This window comes from Leclercia sp. M50, assembly GCF_037150775.1.
Lineage (GTDB): Bacteria > Pseudomonadota > Gammaproteobacteria > Enterobacterales > Enterobacteriaceae > Enterobacter.
Genome location: NZ_JBBCPK010000093.1, coordinates 1 through 17,420, shown reverse-complemented (window position 1 = coordinate 17,420; position 17,420 = coordinate 1). Strand labels below are relative to the sequence as shown.

Genomic DNA, 17,420 nt, shown 5'->3' with positions numbered 1-17,420 from the left:
CCCGACTTCGGTTTGCGCAGGTAATCCACCACCCCCCAGTTAATCGAGGGCCAGGTTTCGACAAACATAAAGTGGAAGAGGGCCGTCACCGGCTGATAGCGCTGTCGGCGATAGCTCTCCGCCGCCGTCGCCACCAGCTGCGCCTGATACGCCTGGGTATTGGCAATCATCTCCTGGATAGTATTGCCCCGGGGAATATTGGCGAATTTAAAGGTCTGGAAGGGCTGGAAGTTATGGTACTTCCAGTGCGTCCAGCCGGGATCGTCCGCCGCCGTACTCTTCGGCCACATCAGGCTCTCAGGGATGAAGGTTTTCAGGGTGGAGAGCCGCGGCAGCGCCTGGGCGCCAAACTCGGTGATAATCCCGGTTTTGGCGGGCGCCAGCAGATCGCGTATCGTGCCGAAGTACCAGCCCGCCCAGTAGTGCTCCTCCACGGCGGAAAAACGGTGCACGATGCGGGAGCTATCTTCCGCGAGCGTGTCGCCCACCCGTTTCGTCAGGGACTGGTTTAAGCTTTTGTTCCAGTCCGGGAAGCGTTTTTCCATCCACGGTGAGTTCCAGGGCGGCTCGTTGTGCCCGCCCCAGACGATGATGGCCGGCGAGTTACCGAACTGCTCAACCATCTGACGGGTCTGGCGAACCGCATTATCGGCAAAGGCGACGCTGTCATCATAGCCCCACTGCAGGGGCACATCCTGCCAGATCATCAGCCCCATCTCATCCGCTACATCATAGAGCGCGCGGCCTGCCACATGCCCGTGGACGCGAATGGCGTTGGCGTTCATCGCCTCCAACAGTTCGAAATCCCGGCGGTATTTTGCCCGCGTCATGGTGCCGAGCCAGGGGGAGCCAATATAGTTACTGCCCTTGATGAACAGCCGACGGTCGTTGATGAGCCAGCCTTTATTGTCCGGCTGCTCCTCCAGCTTGCGTAACCCGGTTCGGGTGAGGGCGGTATCCATCAGCCCCTGGTCATCCCGCAGCGAGGCTCGCACCCGGTAGAGGTTCGGCTTGCCGACGCCCACCGGCCACCAGAGCCTGGCGGAGCGCATTGGTAGCGAGACGTTCAGGGTGCCGGCGGTGCTGTTGAGCGTGACCGGGAAGTCCTGCTGAAAGTCCGGGCCGCTGAAATTGTCCGGCGCGGCGGAGAGGCGCAGGATGGCGGGCCCATCCGCCAGCGCCCGGTAGCGAATCTCGGCGCGCAAGATGGGGTTATGCAGCCCCTCGCGCCAGTCCGGGCGCAGGATCACCTCGTCAATCGTCACGCCGCGGCTCAGGTGCAGCTTCACCGGCGCCCAGATGCCGCCGGAGTTGGCATCCTGACCGTGCTCGGACCAGGCGCCGCCGGGGCGGGTGTCGTGCTGGTTAAGCACCCCTTTGACCAGGGTTTTGTGCAGCGGCCAGATGGTTTTCGGATCTTCGAACGGGCTCTCCACCCGAACGGCGAGCCGGTTATGGCGGCGCAGGGCGTCGCTTATATCCACCGGGAAGCGCTGGAAATAGCCTTCGTGGCGGGCAAGCGTTTTGCCGTTGAGCGTCACGTCGGCGAAATAATCCACGCCGTCAAACACCAGGGTAGCCATGGTATCCGGCGCGCGCTCCGGCAGGGTAAATTCGTGACGGTACCAGAGCGCGCCCTGATGATCGTATCCGGCGCTGTACCAGTTGGCGGGCACCCGAAGCGTGCGCCAGCCGCTGTCAGGGGCGCTGGCCCCGTTAAAAGTATTGTCGTTGGCATCATGCACGCGCCACTGCCCGGCCAGCGACCAGGTGACCGGCACAGGCGCCGCTTGCGCCAGCGGAAGCCAGACGACCAGCGGCAGAATAAGTTTAGGGATCATGATTTATCTCCTGCGCCCGGTGGTGCAGCCAGGCGGCACCGCGTCCGGCCTCGTTGAAGAGCTCGCCGCGCAGCGCCTTAAGCCCGGCCGGGTCCAGCGTTGTCGCCTGGCTCTCTAACTGCTGGAGCCGCTCTGCCAGTCCGGTAAAGCCGAGGGTGGCGGCTTCGCCGCGAAGCCGGTGCGCCGCCCGGCCCAGAGCCTCGCGGTCATCACTGTCGATCGCCCGGGCTATTGTTGCTACCGCCTCGTCGAGCCCCTCGCCGAACAGATCCAGCAGCTCCTGTACCAGAGCGGGATCGTCCGCGCACTGTTTTAATAGCCGGGCTTCGTCCGGCAGCCCTTTATCACTCTGCGGGCTATGATTCTCCGGGCCGACGCGCGCAATCTCTTGCTGCAACGCCTCCTGGCTCACCGGCTTGGCAATATAGCCGTCGAACCCCATCGCCAGGCAGCGTTCTTTATCTCCTTGCATGGCGTGGGCGGTCATGGCGATGGCGGGCTGGTGGGCGCCCCCCCTGGCCTGCGTCTCTTCCCGCAGCAGGCGGATAGCGGTTTCGCCGTCCATCTCCGGCATTTGCAGGTCGATCAGCAGAATGTCCCAGGCGTGTTCCCGCCAGCGCTCCAGCGCCTCGCGCCCGTTATTGACCACTTCGCAGCGGTGGCCGAGCCGCTCCAGCAGACGCCGGGCGACTTTCTGGTTCACCAGATTATCCTCGGCCAGCAGAATGCGTAGCCCGGCCTGCGGCAGGACGGGCGCCGTCGCGGGGGCCGGGGCCGGAACAGGGGCGGGTTCAAGCACGCTGGCAATCACCTGATGCAGCTCGCGCTGGGCAATGGGCTTATGCAAATAGTGGGCAATGCCGATGCGCTTAAGCATGTTGGCGTCAAAATGGCGGCTCATGGAGCTGAGCATAATGATATGGCTTTGCTCGGTCTGGGGCAGCACGGAGAGTTCGAGCGCCAGCGAAACGCCGTCCATATCCGGCATTTGCGCGTCCAGCAGGATCAGCGCCCAGCGCCTCTCTTCGGCTGCGCGCCGCAGCGCCTCGGCGGCGTTATTAACGCAGGTTGGCGCCAGCCCCATCTGGTGAAGCATGGTATCAAGCAGGCGCAGGTTGGTGCTGTTGTCATCCACCACCAGCACCCGTTCGCCATTGAAGCGCCCCACAGGCGCGGCGGCCTGTTGGCTCTCCAGCGGCAGGGTGAAAGCAAATTCGCTCCCCACGCCGGGCTGGCTCTCAACCGTCAGCTCCCCACCCATCAGGCTCACCAGCCGGGCCGAGATGGTCAGCCCCAGTCCGGTGCCGCCGTAACGGCGGGTGGTGGAGCTGTCGGCCTGGCTGAAGGCCTCGAAGATCGCTTTTTGCTTATCCGCCGGAATGCCGATGCCGCTGTCGCGGATGCGAAAACGCCACCGACCTTCATCGTCAGCGGGCGCTATCGCCAGCAGCACTTCGCCCTGGTGGGTAAACTTAAGGGCGTTGCCCAGCAGGTTGGTAAGGATCTGGCGCAGCCGGGGACCGTCCGCTACCAGCACCTCCGGCAGCTCGGGGGCAATATCCACCAGCAGCTCAATGCCTTTTTCGCTGGCGGCGGGCATGTGGGGGCGGATCAGCGACTGAATAAAGGGGCGGATCTCCAGCGGCTCCACATCCACCGACATCTTGCCCGACTCGATGCGGGAGAAGTCGAGAATGTCATTGATAATATGCAGTAGCGACTGGGCCGAACTCATGACCAGCGAAAGATACTCCCGCTGCTCCGGGTTAAGAGGGGTGTCAAGACAGAGCTGGGTCATGCCCAGAATGCCGTTCATCGGGGTGCGAATTTCGTGGCTCATGTTGGCGAGGAAGGCGCTCTTCGCCTCGTTGGCCTCCCGGGCCACCTTCGCCGCCTCTATGGCCAGCAGTTCCGCCTCTTTACGACGGGTAATATCCTGCAGGGTGCCGATCACCCGCTCGGCCTGCTGCTGCATGTTGAGAGTCACCACCTGGCCCGAAATCAACATCCAGCGCCAGCCCCGGGCGGCGTGCTGGACGCGAATTTCGCATTCGAATACCGGCATATGCGCCTGGCGCGAGGCGATCATCGCCTGGCGCAGGGTGGCGCGATCCTCCTCGTGCACCAGGTTAAGCAAAAAGCGCAGCGGATAGAGCAACTGCGTGCGTGACTCGCCCACCATCGCCAGCAGGGTATCGTTCACCTGCAGGCTGTCGTGGGAGACCTGCCAGTCCCAGATGCCGATCTGGATCGACTCCGCGGTAAGTAAAAAATCGTCGTGCAGCTGGTGGCGCGAGCGCTGGGCCTCATCCAGCTCGGTGATGTCCGTATGCAGGCTGATAATGCCGCCGTCCGCCAGCCGCTGATGCTGGACGTAGAGCCGCCGCTGACCCGACTGCCGCACTTCGCGATGGCTCGGCTGACGGCAGTTGCGGATAATCGCTTCGCGCAGGGTCTGGCGGCGGCCAGGATCGATGTTATAGCCCGCATCGATAAATTTTTCCGCCAGGCTCTCCAGGGTGGCGCCGACGGCCAGCCAGGGGGTGATGACCGGGTAAAAGCGCGTCACCGGGTCGTTCCAGGCCAGCAGGCGCTCCGCCGGATCGTAGATCATTACCCCCATGGGCAGCGCGTTAAGATCGAAACAGGATCGCTCTTGCATGGTTATTCCCCTCCCGCCTGATAGTGCAGCTCCGCCTGGCGGCGCAGGTACTCCAGCCCGGGCGCGATCGCCATTGCCCAGGCGGTGAGGATCTCCTCGTCGCAGAGGGGATCGCAGGCGCGAACGGTTCTGAGCATCGCTTCCCGCCAGAGGGCGAAAAACCGCGGCGGCAGGCGCAGCCCTTCTTGGCTCTGCTCTCGCGCCAGCCGCTCCAGAAAGTCCGGCACGAAGAGCGCACCATCGACGGCCAGCATGGCGAAAAAGCTCTTAAAGAGCATCTGCTGGCCCTCCGCCTCCGGATGCCGGGCGAAGTGCTGCTCCGTTTCAGGAGACATATGGATAAATGTCTCCCGGAAGGCCTCAAAAAAGCGCTTTTTGTCGTTCTCCGGCAAGACGCGGTTCAGGCTTGCCTCAAAGAGATCGCGATAAAACTTCATGGTGCACCCCTCGTGGCCCGTTCGCCGGGCAGACAGAGGCCGGGCGGGTTAAATTCATCCGTCGTGCGGCGGGAGAAATAGCTGTTCTCATCCGCAAGGCCGTTTTCAAACAGCGGCCCGGCGTTGTGTTTGTAATAGAGAGCTTCCAGCACCATGGCGTTGGTGGAGAGGGTCAGGGTCGGGTTGATATCGCCGGTCGCCTCAACGCGTCCCTCAAACCAGCCCTGCTGCGGGTTGTTGAGATGGCGGGTGACCGCCATCAGAGCATCGGTATAGTCGTTTTCCCACAGCGCCCAGAGCAGGAAGACCGCTTTGGTAGAGACCTGCGCCAGCCGGGGGTAGTATTTGCCGTCGTCCCCCAGGGTGTTCCAGGCATAGCCGTTTCCCCAGACGGTGTCCTCAACGTGCCAGGGCGCCTGGGAGAGATAAAAATCGGCCCGCGCGGTGAGCACTTTGTTCTGCTCCCAGCGCGATTTCTGAGAGAGCCATATCCCTTCTGCCCGGGCGCGCAGCGCTTTTTGCACATCGGACGGTACGCCGGGCGGCTGCCAGCCGAACTCCACTCCCGGCAGCATCGCGGGGAGGGTGGTCAGCAGCGAAGGTTGCCAGGTGGTGCGCGGATCCCGGGCATCTACGGCGAGGCTGCGCTGAAAGAGGATCACATTACGCGAAGGGGGAGTGAACGCCTTTCCTGCCGGGAATCCCCACAGGCGAAACGCGCTGGCGGCGTACTCACTCTCACCCAGACGCAGCTCCTCGCGCAGCACCGGCTGGCCGTTCTGAACGGAGGCGGACCACAGTTCCCCCTCGTTATCCATCACCCGGCAGAAGTTCCAGCGCAGAATGATCTTATCCAGATACTCGCGATACTGGGGGGCGCGTTCGGCAGTAAGCCGCAGGGCCAGCATCAGTCGGGCCATATCCTTTGCCGACCAGCCGCTCTTTGCCGGTTTACCGGTAAAGTCGATGGGGGTCGCCGTCCGGCTGGAGTAAAGCCTGCCCGGGGTGCGGGTTTCGGTCAGGGTCAGCCGGTTAAGCGTGCCGAGCAGGCGCGTCAGGCGGGCGTCAAACTCAGGCTCCTGCACCAGCCCCAGATCCCGGGCGGCGAGCAGGGCGATGAGGGTGTCGCCCATTTGCCAGAGGGTGACCCGCGGCTGTTTGTCGCTGCCGTTCACCAGCCCGGTCTGCGGCTGGGTGTTATTTTCGAAATAGCGCCAGGCGATGCGGGCCCACGCCTGCTCCTGCGGCGTCAGGCTGTCGATGCGCGCGGTGGTGTGCCAGCCGCCCTTCGTCAGCCAGCGCCACCCTGCGCTCTCCCGGCTAAAGAGGGCGAGGGCAATAAGCAGCAGGAGGAGGGCGACCGCCAGCCAGCGGGCTACGGTTTTAAGCATTGCGCGGTCACCGGCGGCAGTTTGACAGGCTCGTCTGCACTACAGGCGGCGCACTGGCAGGCCTGGCAGGCGGGTTTCGTGCGCTGGGTGGTCCCGGTCTGTTCGCACCAGCTCTTAACCGCCGGTGTGCTGCTCAGGAAGGGGCGGTTGCGCGGGGTATTATTGGGCTCGAAAAGATCCACCAGCTTTTTGTCCCAGAGCGAAGGGGCGAAATCGCGGTTTTTCGGGTTGTCGGTATTAAACCGCAGCAGCTTGCCCTCTTTCTTGAACAGCAGCGCCTCCAGCATGATGCCGTTGTTATTGGCGGTGAACTCTTTAATCGGGCCGTCGCCGTTTTCGTAAAGCCCCTCGTAGTAGCCTTTGCCCTCTTCGTTGGCGTTTTCAATGGTGTCCAGCAGGCGGTCGGTGTAGGGCGAGTTCCAGAGTACCCACATCCCCAGCGCCGCCTTCAGGGATACGGCGGCGGTGTTGGGGACATACTGACCTTTGTCGGTGATGGTGTTCCAGTTAAAGCCGTCGCTAAAGACGGTGTCATACACAAAGTAGGGCGACTTATCCAGCTGGTGCTCGGAGCGGGCGGACAGTATCCCGGTAATAGCGTAGCGGTTCTCCTGAGCCTGATAGACCCGGTCGGCAAAGTTTTTCATCCACGGATGGGAGTAGCCGCGCGGGCTGTTATTCCGGTCCAGCGGATTGTCATACCCAAACTCCATGCCGTACAGCACGTAGGATTCGGTCACCACGTAGTTATGCTGGCTGGTTTGACGCGGATCGCGCGAGTCGTAGGGCACCAGCACGCAGTAGATCTCCGCCAGCTCGTAAGGCTGCGGGCGGCTGGCCTGACAGGTGCTAAACCCCCAGAGCTGGAAACCTGCCGCGCCATACTCTTCATAGCCCAGCCGTCCTTCCTGCACATATTTCGGCTGGCCGTTCTCCAGGTAGGCGCCGTACATCATGCCGCAGGGATCGATAACGTGGCTGAAGTCCCACCCCAGCACCACGTTATCGATGCTGTTGGCATACTCCGGGTAACGCTCTTTGATCACTTTTAGCCAGATCAGCATCCTGCCGATATCCAGCGCCGAGAAGCCAATCTCCCCCGGTTTGTTCTGGTAGTTCACCTTCTGGCCGGTAATGGTGTTGTAGGCCTTGTTAGGCAGCTCGTTGCGGAAAAGATCCAGCTTGTTCAGGGTGGCGAGCAATTTCAGCATCCGGCGGTCAAACTCGGCTTTATCAATGATCCCCAGCTCCCGCGCCGCCGTCATGGCGGCCATATAGGAGGCGCTGTCCCACATGGTGGTGGAGGGGTATTTATTTACCGCATTGACCAGCCCGGTGGTGGGCTGGAAGTTGGCGACAAAATATTGCCAGGCGTTTTTGGCGATAGCCATCTCCCTGGGAGTTAGCTCGCCGCTGCGCGGTTCGTACTCCGAGGCCGGCAGCCCGCTGGCGGCCTGTGCAGCGGAAAGCGTGAGCCAGCACGCCATAAGCCCGGCCAGAAGAGGAAAAAAGAGGAGAAATTTCAGCTTCATGGCGTAGCTCCTGCTGAAGAAGTAGGGGAAGTCGTCAGGCTCAGACAGGCCAGACAGAGCATCTGGCCGTGGGCAATATAGGCCAGGCTTTCGAGCACGATGGCGTTGGTATCAGCGTCAATCACGTCATTCACGCTGCTGTTCAGGTTAAGTCCGCGCTGCCACCCCTTGCCGGGCACCTGCAGCGTCTGAACCTGCTGGCGCAGCGCTTCGCTCCAGCCGTTGCGGAACAGGGCGTACCAGGCGAAGGCGGAGCGGGTGGAGGTGATCGCGGTCTGTTCCGGGGTGGCATCGCGCAGGGCGCTGGTTTGCAGCGGCTGGCGATCGGGCAGATCGTTTACGTAGTCCGGCGCGGGCTCGGCGTAGTCGGTGCTGATGGGCGGCTTGCTCACCCGCAGCCCGTGGCGGCGCTGCTGGATCTGCATAATGCGCCAGGCGATCTCCGCGCTCTGGGCGTCGAAGCCCAGCTCAAGGCCGGTTAACAGGTAGGGGAGGCTGATAAGCGATGGCTGTCGGCCCCAGGGGGTACGTAGCCCCTCGTCGGGCACCATAATGCCGTCGATATCGATCATCTGCTGTCCCTCCGGCGGGTTGGTCACCGCCAGCCCCGCCGCGCTGTCGATCAGCCGAAGCGTATGGCTGGCATACAGACGATAACCGAAGCTGTTTCTGGGCTCGTCCGCCGCCAGTGCCCAGTGGTGGAGCGGCGCTGCGGCCTGGGTCGCGGGATTACTGGCGATCAGGGCTCCGACCTTCCACTGGTTAAAGAGGTCGCGCACGGCGGCGGCGTGCTGGGGATAGCGCCACAGCAGGGTTTGCAGGGCATTGAGCAGGCGGCCCATGCCGATAGCGGAGGAGTCTGGCTTGCCCAGCATTTGCAGCGTGTCCGCATGATAATAAGCGGCGGGTAGCCCTTCGGGATTCAGCGGGAGCTGCCCCAGCGTAAATAGCGCCGCGGTGATGCGTTCATCAAACTCGCCGGTGGTCAGGATATTGAGCTGTTTTGCCGCCGCCACGGCAAAAAGATAGCTGCCGATGCTCCACAGGCTGAACCAGGGCTCGCCATCGTGGGCGTTGGCCAGGCCGTTCGGCTGGGTATTGTTGACATAATATTGCCAGGCTACCCGGGCCCAGATCGCCTCATCGAAGGTGAGTTCACGCGTGGCGGGCAGGGGTGGGAAATCTTTACTCAGGGTCATGCCCGCGCTGCTCTCCACGCGCGAAGGCATCTGTTTCTCCACCCAGACGACGATGGCGAAGCCCAGCAGGAAACCGATCAGAATAGTGAGGTAGCTGCGGGCCGACAGCAGCGCATCGCGTTTTCTCATTGGCTCGCCTCCTCTTCGGCCGGGGTCCAGACGGCGGCCAGAATCAGCGGCAGCATGGCGGCAATATTCACCGCACCCCAGAAAATATTGATGACGTAGCCGGAAGGGTCGTCAACCTGGCCGCGGGCTACCTGTATTCCGCCCCAGATAAGGCCCGCCAGGGTGAGCACGACGATAGCGATCTGCGGCTTCACCAGGTAGAGAAAACGCCCTGTCTGCCGCTCTTTGGGGGTGACGTGAAATTTTATCTGCTCGCCGCGCAGCACCGTATCGAGCGCCCGGAGATTCATGGAGAAAAACGAGAGATACGATGCCCTGCCATCCCAGGCTGATATTCCCCAGGTGCCGAACATAAACGCCAGTTCGGAGACGATGAAAAAGGGCAAAAAGTGGAGATAAAAGGGCTCAGACCAGGCCGACACCGGGGGAATACCGGTAAAGAGATAGATAATCGGCGAGATCAGGAAAATGGTATTCCATACGCAGGCCATGTAGGACCAGAAGGTGGTGGCATACATCAGCGTTTGCGGCAGGGAAAGCTTAAAGCGGCGGCGGCTGAAGATATTGTCGTGAAACAGAATATCCAGCGAGCCGGCGGCATATTTAAAACGCTGGATCATCCAGGTCAGCATATCCTGCGGGGAGAGCATCTTGGATTCAATGCGCGGGTGCATGACCGAGCGCCAGCGGCGCGCGGCATCGCCGTGCAGCAGGATAGAGGTGTAAATATCCTCGGAAACGTGGAATTTATAAGGGGTCAGCTCCGTATCGAAGGCTACATGGGGACGCATGGCCTCCTGCAGGGTTTCGCGCATCGCCGGATCGCGTATGTCCCGGGTATGGCGGTCGATCTCCTCTTCGACGGTCCAGACGTAGCTGCGCAGCGCCGCCTGCATCACCGCCTCGCGTCGATGCACCGAGGCCGCGCCGCAGCAGAAGGCGGCATTAGCCCAGTTGCGGCGGCGTAAAATCACGTCGTAGAACATGCGCGGATCGTTGAAAAAGGGATCCCGGCCAAGGGTCACCGGGCCGATAAATTTCTGGGCGAGCCAGCCCAGGCCGTATCCCGCTTTACCCGCCCTGCGCCCGAGCCAGTGCGCCAGATTTTCCCCTTCCGGCAGGTCGAAGAACCACTGAGGCGTCTGCACCCAGGCGACGTCCGGATCGCGGAAATAACCCAGCGTATGGCTGAGCAGCGTGGGGAAAACGCGGGTATCGGCATCGCAGATGATCAGGAAGTCACCGTCGGTCTGCTCAAGTCCGTTGCGCAGGTTGCCCGCCTTAAAGCCGATATTGGTCTGGCGGGTAATGTAATTAGCGCCTTCCTCTTCGCATACGGCTTTCATCTCCGGACGCCGGCCATCATCCAGCACATGTACCTTGTAATCCAGCGGGACAGGGTAGGCCATTTTCATGGCGTCGCGGATGGAGAGCCGCACCAGCTCCACATCTTCGGAGTAGGTGGCGATAAAGAGATCGACCTTTATCGGCCTGGTCTCTTCGGCATCTTCCGGCCGCAGGCAGTCGTTGATCTCAGACGGCGGGGGCGTTTGCGGCGGATCCTCTTCCTTCCACAAGTTAATGGTGAACAGCACCGTGCCGATCCAGGCCAGGGTTTCCGCCAGCACCAGCGGAATGGCGTACCAGAGCGCGTCGGTATTTAATGAGGCCGTCCAGCGCCAGTAAATATAGTTGGCGCCAAGAATAAGTGCGGCCACCGCTAATACCTGCCAGGTCATCATGACCCAGCGCGGCGTTTTAAGCGGTTCAGGCGGACGACGATGTTTAAAACGGGAAAAATAAAAATCCATAGCGAAGGATATCCTGATTCCACGATGACAATAAATTAAAAGCCTGTTGCCGACAGGGAGAACGCCACGGAAATAACGCTCACAAAAACATAATTTAAGGTAAGTGTAGAACGCGGATAAAAATATTCCAGCAGGTTAAATTGCAACAGTTTAGGGGCGCTTAAATAAAAGTTAATTATTAATAAGGTTTTACCCTGTGTACCGCAATAATTGCCAGATGAAGGCATTTACGCTATCTAAATTATTAGCACGATGCTTTTTCAGGATCATTAACAGGACTCCCTATGAGCCAGATTGCGCCTGCAATACCGCAAGAAGAAAACATAAAATCAAGGACATGGCGTTATTCTCTTGCCGGGAATCGCGATCTGCGTATTGATTTTATGCGCGGAATTGCGCTGGTAATGATGGTGGTGGCGCATACAGAAGTGATGTCGATATTTAATATATTTACCTGGGAGCGTTTTGGTCTGACGACCGGTGCGGAAGGATTTGTCATTCTTTCCGGATTTATGCTGGGGATGTTAAATCGTGCCAGATTACAAAAAGCTGTCTTGCTCACTATTTCCTGGGGGCTTTACCTCAGAGCGTGGAAAATATATCGGGTAAATATTATTATCATTTTATCTTTTCTGTTGCTGGGGTATTTTCCTTTTATAAACGTTTTTGAAGTGACCCATTTTACCGACCGTTTTTCGGGCACCACCTGGTCCCTTTATCCGGTGACGCCGCAGATAAAAGAGACCTGGTTTAACATTGTTCTCTATCTGCAAATTGGCCCTCACCAGACGCAAATTTTAGGGCTCTATATCTTTCTCCTGCTGTTAAGCCCCCTGTTTTTAGGTATGTTGCAAAGGGATAAGGTGTACTGGCTACTGGGCCTTTCGCTGCTGGTTTACTGCTGCTGGCAGCGATGGCCGGTACGGATAACCCCGTCGCAGTTTGAGTTCGCCTTTCCGCTGCTGGCGTGGCAGTTTATTTTTGTGCTGGGGATGAGTTGCGGCTGGTATAAAGAGGAGTTGCTCTCTTTCGCTCGCACTCCCGCCGGCAAAGTGGTGGTCGCGGCGCTGGTGGTGGTTGCGCTGGTCCTCGGCTTTGTCGCCCAGAATCATACCAACCCCTTTATGCCGCCCGCGCTCCTGATGCATACCCTCCCCGCGGCGGACTTTAACGCTTTTTACCATACCTGGGCGGCAAAAAACGGTCTGGGCCCGGTGAGGGTGCTGAACGATATCTGCCTGATGGTGACGGTCTATCTCCTCCTGACCTGGTGCTGGCAACCTCTTTACCGGCTGGCGGGCTGGTTTCTTATCCCGCTCGGCCAGCGCTCGCTTTATACCTTTATTTTGCACGTCTACGTCGTGCTCGCGGTAAGCCAGTTTGTGACCTTCGATCTGTGGCGTCAGGAGTGGATAGTGAACACCGTTGTACATGCAGCGGCGCTTGGTGTGCTGTGGCTACTGGCGAAATATAACGTCGCCGCACGCTGGATACCTAACTAAGGAAGGGGAGATGCGGGAGAGATATTTGCTGGCCTGCGCACTCTTGTGCATTGCCACCGGCGCAGAGGCGGCGCCGAAGGAGGATGCCGGGACACTGCGCGACAACAACGGCGAGCCGGTGCAGGCGGGGGTATTTACCAGCCGCTGGGGGCGGCTTTTCTCAGGCAATGAGGATGTTTTTTCCGGCGCGCTGAGCTTTAGCTCGGGCCTGAAAGAGCAGTGGATGACTATCCCCAACAGCTCAGACAGCGCGGAGCAGAAGCGAAAATATAACCAGACGCTGAACCTGAGCCTGCAATATTCCCCCTACAGCTACTGGTTTGCCAACGTCACGTCGCGTCTACCGGTCACCGACACCAGCCGCTACACCGCTGACTTCCGCTACAGCTTTGGCTACGACGACTGGCACGCGAATACCCTTAGCCTGGTGTACAGCAACTACGGGGATAACCGCTTCTGGACCTCGGGCAGCGGTCGTCACACTTACTTCGAGCAGGGGGCGGTAACCCTGGCCTACAAATTCTCGCTGCCGAAACCGGTGGAGAATACGCTGTTGATCAACAAAGGCGACGCCATTATCTGCCAGGTGGGCTACAGCTGGGTGCCGCGCTATTACGATCTGGAGAGCAACGATATCCGCAAAAACAAAAACGTGATGCTGGGCGGATGCGGTTACACCTTCAAACAACATTTCTTTGTGCGCGCCACGGCGTTCTGGTTCCCGGACAGCAGCCAGCAGCAGCCCTGGAACGGCGATTACAGCTACAGCTTCGGCTATGCGGGCTATACGCCAGGCTCATTCTCCGTTCAGTATGCCAACTATTCCGGCACCCGTTATCCCGGCCACCAGAGCGGCAACGGAAAGTTTCGTGAAGGAACGGTTAGCCTTATCTGGTTCTTACCGCTTTAGGGGGCGAGAGAGTGACGCAGCATGTACTGATTGTGGAAGATTCACGGCTCTATCGGCGGCTGTTGAGCGGGATGCTGGCGCAGTGGGGCTATAAGGTCAGCGAGGCGGAAAACGGCCTCGCCGCGCTGCAGATCCTCGAAAGCCAGCCGGTCAGCCTGGTCATCAGCGACTGGGAAATGCCGGAGATGGACGGCCTGACGCTGTGCCGGGAGATCCGCAGCCGCCAGATTGGTCACTATATCTATGTCATTCTGCTTACCGCCCGTGAAAATCCAGACGATCTGACGCTGGGTTTTGACGCCGGCGCGGATGACTTTCTCAGCAAGCCTGTCGAGCAGAGCGAACTGCGGGCGCGGCTGCATGCGGGGGCGCGTATTCTCTCCCTGGAGGCGACCCTCGCCGCCCGCAACGCCCGCCTTAGTGAGGCCCTACGCCAGATTGAACAAGATCTCGAGGTGGCGGCGCGTATCCAGCAGTCGGTGCTGCCCGCGCACCAGCAGCGCTACCGGGACTACTTTTCCGACTGGCTCTTTCTGCCCTCGGCCTGGGTTTCCGGGGATATCTTTAACGTCTTCCCGCTGGATAACCATCTGGGCTTTTACTGCGTGGACGTCTCCGGCCACGGCGTGGGGGCGGCAATGATGTCCCTTGCGGTGGCCCGCCAGTTTTTGCACGGCAGGGCGGTAGAGCGCTTTCTCTTTACTGACGACGACGAGGTGGCGTCCCCCGCCGAGGTGGTGCGCATCCTCAACGGCCGTTTTTGCAGCGATGAGGTAGAGATAGTCAGCTATTTCACCATGATTTACGGCGTCATCGATCTTGACACCGGCGAGGGGAAACTGTGCCAGGCCGGTCACCCGACCCCCTTTATCGTCAGCCCGGACGGTGAGGTCAGAGCCGTTGGCAGCGGCGGAGCACCGGTGGGACTGATGCCGGATCTCAGCTGGACGGATGTCGACTTCACGCTGGCGGCAGGCGAGCGGCTCTGCCTGTTCAGCGACGGCATTACCGAATGTGAAAACCTCGCCGGGGAACAGTTTGGCCCGCAGCGGCTGCAGGAGGCGTTGCGGCACGGGGCCGCCCTCGGACTGAACGATCTCCTGGCGCAGTTTGCCCGGCACCTTATTCACTGGCGCAGCGGGGAAAACCAGGAGCAGCCAACGATGGCCGATGATGTTTCACTCTTAGTGATTGAGCGTAAAGGAGAAGAGCAATGAATATTGATACAGAGCGGCAGCCCGATGTGAACATTATGACCCCGGCGGTGCGTCGGCTGGATGCCTCGGTGGCGGCGGCGTTTAAGGAGGCGATTACCCGCGAGATCGGTGAAGATCGCAAAGCCCTGATCGTCGACTTCAGCAAAATCGATTTTATCGACAGTAGCGGTCTGGGAACCCTGGTTTCCCTGCTGAAAATGATGAACGGTAAAGGCGATATGGTGCTCTGCGCGCTGAACCCCGGCATCCGCAACATGTTTACCCTGACCCGGATGGATCGCATTTTCCGCATCTGCCCGGACCGCGCCGCAGCGCTGGCGCAGCTGAATCAATAATATGGCCGTGGCTCACGAGATTGCGCTTCCGGCCGCGTTAAGCTCGCTCTCGTCGCTGGCGGAGTGGCTGGCGCAGCAGATGGCCTCGCTGCCCGTGGACGAAACCTGGCGCTTTGCGCTGGATCTTGCCGCCTGCGAGACGGCGACCAATATCATCCGCTATGCGCTGCACGAGGATCAACGCCAGCTTTTTAACGTGACGTTTATCGCCGCCGACGCTGGCGTGACCCTGCGCTTTACCGATGCAGGGACGCCTTTTCCCGCTGAACGCCTGGCTGCGGCGCGTGATGAGGCGTTTGATGACGACACGCTGCTCGCAGAAAGTGGCCGGGGGCTCAGACTGATCCTGCTGTCGGTAGACAGTTTTGACCTCGAACGCCGGGACGGAAAGAATATTGCGGTGCTGGAAAAAGGGTGGTGAGGGCTGAAAAGCAAAACCTCCCACCGGGCGGTGAGAGGGGCAAACTTACGCGATCGCCGGGCTGGCGATAGCGGCTTTGGCGTTTTCGTTAACTTTGTACATGTATGTGGTCGAATCCAGGGTGTTTTCAACCGACTGCGCATAAAACGGAATCGACCCCGCGGTCTGCCAGCCAAGCGAGCGGTAGAGATTGCTGGCCACGTCGCCACTGCGTGTATCCAGCACCAGCAAAACGAGTCCCTTTTCCCAGGCCAACTGTTCTGCCTGCATCATCAGCGCGCTTGCAATTCCCTGGCGACGTGCTTGAGGGTGAACCAGCAGCTTGGTAATTTCTGCCCGGTGGCGGCCATTAGGCGTGGCGCAATAGTTAACCATGACGGTACCGGCTGCCGTGCCGTTATCCAGGGCGATGAAAAGATCGCAATCGCGGCGCGCAAGGCTATCTATTTTTTCCTGCCAGAAACGATCGATGGCAGGACGGTCGGAGGGATCGATAAAACCGACACTCGCGCCATCTTTTACGCACGCCTGCAAAACATCACCTAATTCTGAGAAGCGTTGACGTGCCTCGTCAGCAGTAAGACATTTATATTCAATCATGATTTACATACCACCAGAATATAGTGGGCGCCGAGAGTTTCATGTGCCCTGAATGATGAGGTTCCCGATAAATGAAAACGTAAACTGTCACCTTTTTTCAGATGCCATGTTTCCGCGTTCATGGTAATAATCAACTCCCCTGCATGTAACCAGATATATTGCTCCAGCCCCTGAACCGGTGGCTGAAGATATTCAATATAAGCACCCGGACGTAATTTCCCGTCAATCATTTCGCAGCGGAAGGCGTTAGACGGCGGTATTAACAGGCGTCGCTCAAACCCGCTGAGCTCATCATGCCACAGGCTCTGCTCCCCGGCCCGGAACAGGTTATCGGCGACCTGCTCAACCTCGCTGATCAGCCGGGACATGGTCATGCCGTATACGCTACAGAGCTGGTTGAGCACTTCCGCGGTGGGGCTGACTTCACCCCGTTCAATGCGTGACAGTGAGGCTCTGCTTATCCCCGACGCCGCAGAGAGGTCCTCCAGCGAACGGTTATGCTGTAGGCGTAGCGCGGCCAGACGTGCCGCCAGCTTTTCTCTGTAGTCCTGATTGTTCACACTCACTTCCCGTATGTGAGACAAAATTCTCTAATGAGAGATAATACTGTACACTGAACGCGAGTCAAGCACCGCTGAAAAAATCACGCAAAAGAAAAATTCACAATTTCAAGATCAAAAAACCTATTAAATTTTTGTTAAATTTTTTATTGCGCCTGCGGGTAATTGAATTTATTACTAGTTAGCCAGCTATATTTCGTGGCCAACAGAACAATTAAAAATAACCAACAGGACAACCTATGACAACCAAACCCGCCGCTGAAATCTGCGCGGCACCGGGGCTTTTTCAGACGCTAAAAACATTTCCTGCAACCGTACACGCGCTGCTCTTTTTTACCTTCGTCATACGGTTTAGCTATTTTATGGCATGGCCCTTTATCGCCGTCATCATGACCCAGAATTACCATATGTCTCCCATCGCCATTGGCGTGGCGATGACTAGCAGCGCCCTGATCTCGGTGGTGCTCGGCATGTACGGCGGGCAGATTTCGGACCGCATGGGGCGGCGGGTGATCCTTCTGTTGGGGTGCGGGTTCTCCGCCGTGGGCTATATCACGCTGGCGCAGGCGAGCGGGATGGGGCTGTTTATCACCGGCCTGATGATCATCGGGGTCTGTTTTGCCTGGGTCGATCCCCCGGTGCGCGCGCTGATGAGCGATCTGCTGGGCGATCGCCGTCGCCGGGCGCTGGCCCTGCAAATGCGCTACTACCTGATCAACGTCGCGGCGGTGTTTGGCCCGCTGGTGGGGCTGGTCTTTGGCCTGACATCCCAGAAGGGGACATTCCTGATCACGGGCTTAACCTATCTGCCATTTTTCGTTTACGTACTGCTGTTTATCCCGGCAGGGAAGCTGGTGGGCGAGCCGCAGTCCG

Annotated in this window: 15 protein-coding genes; 6 read left to right on the top strand and 9 right to left on the bottom strand. The window is 59.5% G+C overall.

What is annotated here, in order from left to right:
• From WFM46_RS19030 to WFM46_RS19000, 7 genes are all read right to left on the bottom strand, one after another.
• Positions 1 to 1,841 (bottom strand): glycoside hydrolase family 2 protein (locus WFM46_RS19030; RefSeq protein ID WP_336998251.1); only part of this gene is annotated, 1,841 nt, incomplete at its 3' end.
• Complete coding sequence (locus tag WFM46_RS19025; protein WP_336998250.1) at positions 1,831 to 4,503, bottom strand: response regulator; 2,673 nt, start codon at positions 4,501 to 4,503, stop codon at positions 1,831 to 1,833. The genes WFM46_RS19025 and WFM46_RS19030, both read right to left, overlap by 11 nt.
• Positions 4,504 to 4,505: 2 nt before the next feature.
• Complete coding sequence (locus WFM46_RS19020; RefSeq protein ID WP_180210166.1) at positions 4,506 to 4,940, bottom strand: globin; 435 nt, start codon at positions 4,938 to 4,940, stop codon at positions 4,506 to 4,508.
• Complete coding sequence (locus WFM46_RS19015) at positions 4,937 to 6,331, bottom strand: DUF3131 domain-containing protein (protein WP_336998249.1); 1,395 nt, start codon at positions 6,329 to 6,331, stop codon at positions 4,937 to 4,939. Before WFM46_RS19015 ends, WFM46_RS19020 begins: the two co-directional genes overlap by 4 nt.
• Positions 6,316 to 7,863, bottom strand: a complete 1,548-nt coding sequence (locus tag WFM46_RS19010; RefSeq protein WP_336998248.1) for a DUF3131 domain-containing protein — start codon at positions 7,861 to 7,863, stop codon at positions 6,316 to 6,318. Before WFM46_RS19010 ends, WFM46_RS19015 begins: the two co-directional genes overlap by 16 nt.
• Entirely contained in the window at positions 7,860 to 9,191 is a 1,332-nt protein-coding gene (locus WFM46_RS19005; protein ID WP_103179793.1) for a DUF3131 domain-containing protein, read from the bottom strand. The genes WFM46_RS19010 and WFM46_RS19005 overlap by 4 nt, the downstream gene beginning before the upstream one ends.
• Positions 9,188 to 11,002 (bottom strand): glycosyltransferase family 2 protein, encoded by a 1,815-nt coding sequence (locus tag WFM46_RS19000; RefSeq protein WP_336998247.1) that lies wholly within the window; start codon positions 11,000 to 11,002, stop codon positions 9,188 to 9,190. Before WFM46_RS19000 ends, WFM46_RS19005 begins: the two co-directional genes overlap by 4 nt.
• 284 nt (positions 11,003 to 11,286) lie before the next feature.
• On the opposite strand from WFM46_RS19000, the gene opgC reads away from it, so the two are divergent.
• The 5 genes from opgC (at position 11,287) to WFM46_RS18975 (ending at position 15,387) form a co-directional block, all read left to right on the top strand.
• Positions 11,287 to 12,504 carry an OpgC domain-containing protein gene (gene opgC, locus WFM46_RS18995; RefSeq protein ID WP_336998246.1) on the top strand — a complete coding sequence of 406 codons (1,218 nt, stop codon included), beginning with the start codon at positions 11,287 to 11,289 and terminating at the stop codon, positions 12,502 to 12,504.
• Positions 12,505 to 12,514: 10 nt separating this feature from the next.
• Positions 12,515 to 13,414, top strand: a complete 900-nt coding sequence (locus WFM46_RS18990; RefSeq protein WP_103179790.1) for a hypothetical protein — start codon at positions 12,515 to 12,517, stop codon at positions 13,412 to 13,414.
• Positions 13,415 to 13,485: 71 nt separating this feature from the next.
• Positions 13,486 to 14,631, top strand: coding sequence for a PP2C family protein-serine/threonine phosphatase (locus WFM46_RS18985; protein ID WP_371816555.1), 1,146 nt, complete (start codon positions 13,486 to 13,488; stop codon positions 14,629 to 14,631).
• Positions 14,628 to 14,966: an STAS domain-containing protein gene (locus WFM46_RS18980; RefSeq protein ID WP_156238975.1), complete on the top strand. Its 339-nt coding sequence runs from the start codon at positions 14,628 to 14,630 to the stop codon at positions 14,964 to 14,966. The genes WFM46_RS18985 and WFM46_RS18980 overlap by 4 nt, the downstream gene beginning before the upstream one ends.
• A gap of 1 nt (position 14,967) precedes the next feature.
• Positions 14,968 to 15,387 carry an ATP-binding protein gene (locus WFM46_RS18975; RefSeq protein WP_214422046.1) on the top strand — a complete coding sequence of 140 codons (420 nt, stop codon included), beginning with the start codon at positions 14,968 to 14,970 and terminating at the stop codon, positions 15,385 to 15,387.
• Between the two features lie 45 nt (positions 15,388 to 15,432).
• Here the strand turns inward: WFM46_RS18975 and WFM46_RS18970 are convergent, their stop codons facing one another.
• A complete protein-coding gene (locus WFM46_RS18970) occupies positions 15,433 to 15,987 on the bottom strand; it encodes a GNAT family N-acetyltransferase (protein WP_336998245.1) in 555 nt (184 codons plus the stop codon).
• Positions 15,984 to 16,547 carry a helix-turn-helix domain-containing protein gene (locus WFM46_RS18965; RefSeq protein WP_103179786.1) on the bottom strand — a complete coding sequence of 188 codons (564 nt, stop codon included), beginning with the start codon at positions 16,545 to 16,547 and terminating at the stop codon, positions 15,984 to 15,986. The genes WFM46_RS18970 and WFM46_RS18965 overlap by 4 nt, the downstream gene beginning before the upstream one ends.
• Before the next feature lie 239 nt (positions 16,548 to 16,786).
• On the opposite strand from WFM46_RS18965, the gene WFM46_RS18960 reads away from it, so the two are divergent.
• A partial coding sequence (locus tag WFM46_RS18960) for an MFS transporter (RefSeq protein WP_336998243.1) occupies positions 16,787 to 17,420 on the top strand: 634 nt, incomplete at its 3' end.

What these genes read in the sequence shown, in the direction of transcription:
- WFM46_RS18980 (WP_156238975.1), top strand. Translation starts at nt 14,628, where the DNA reads ATGAATATTGATACAGAGCGGCAGCCCGATGTGAACATTATGACCCCG.
- WFM46_RS19010 (WP_336998248.1), bottom strand. Translation starts at nt 7,863, where the DNA reads ATGAAGCTGAAATTTCTCCTCTTTTTTCCTCTTCTGGCCGGGCTTATG.
- WFM46_RS18975 (WP_214422046.1), top strand. Translation starts at nt 14,968, where the DNA reads ATGGCCGTGGCTCACGAGATTGCGCTTCCGGCCGCGTTAAGCTCGCTC.
- opgC (WP_336998246.1), top strand. Translation starts at nt 11,287, where the DNA reads ATGAGCCAGATTGCGCCTGCAATACCGCAAGAAGAAAACATAAAATCA.
- WFM46_RS19025 (WP_336998250.1), bottom strand. Translation starts at nt 4,503, where the DNA reads ATGCAAGAGCGATCCTGTTTCGATCTTAACGCGCTGCCCATGGGGGTA.
- WFM46_RS18990 (WP_103179790.1), top strand. Translation starts at nt 12,515, where the DNA reads ATGCGGGAGAGATATTTGCTGGCCTGCGCACTCTTGTGCATTGCCACC.
- WFM46_RS19015 (WP_336998249.1), bottom strand. Translation starts at nt 6,331, where the DNA reads ATGCTTAAAACCGTAGCCCGCTGGCTGGCGGTCGCCCTCCTCCTGCTG.
- WFM46_RS19005 (WP_103179793.1), bottom strand. Translation starts at nt 9,191, where the DNA reads ATGAGAAAACGCGATGCGCTGCTGTCGGCCCGCAGCTACCTCACTATT.
- WFM46_RS18985 (WP_371816555.1), top strand. Translation starts at nt 13,486, where the DNA reads ATGCTGGCGCAGTGGGGCTATAAGGTCAGCGAGGCGGAAAACGGCCTC.
- WFM46_RS19000 (WP_336998247.1), bottom strand. Translation starts at nt 11,002, where the DNA reads ATGGATTTTTATTTTTCCCGTTTTAAACATCGTCGTCCGCCTGAACCG.
- WFM46_RS18970 (WP_336998245.1), bottom strand. Translation starts at nt 15,987, where the DNA reads ATGATTGAATATAAATGTCTTACTGCTGACGAGGCACGTCAACGCTTC.
- WFM46_RS19020 (WP_180210166.1), bottom strand. Translation starts at nt 4,940, where the DNA reads ATGAAGTTTTATCGCGATCTCTTTGAGGCAAGCCTGAACCGCGTCTTG.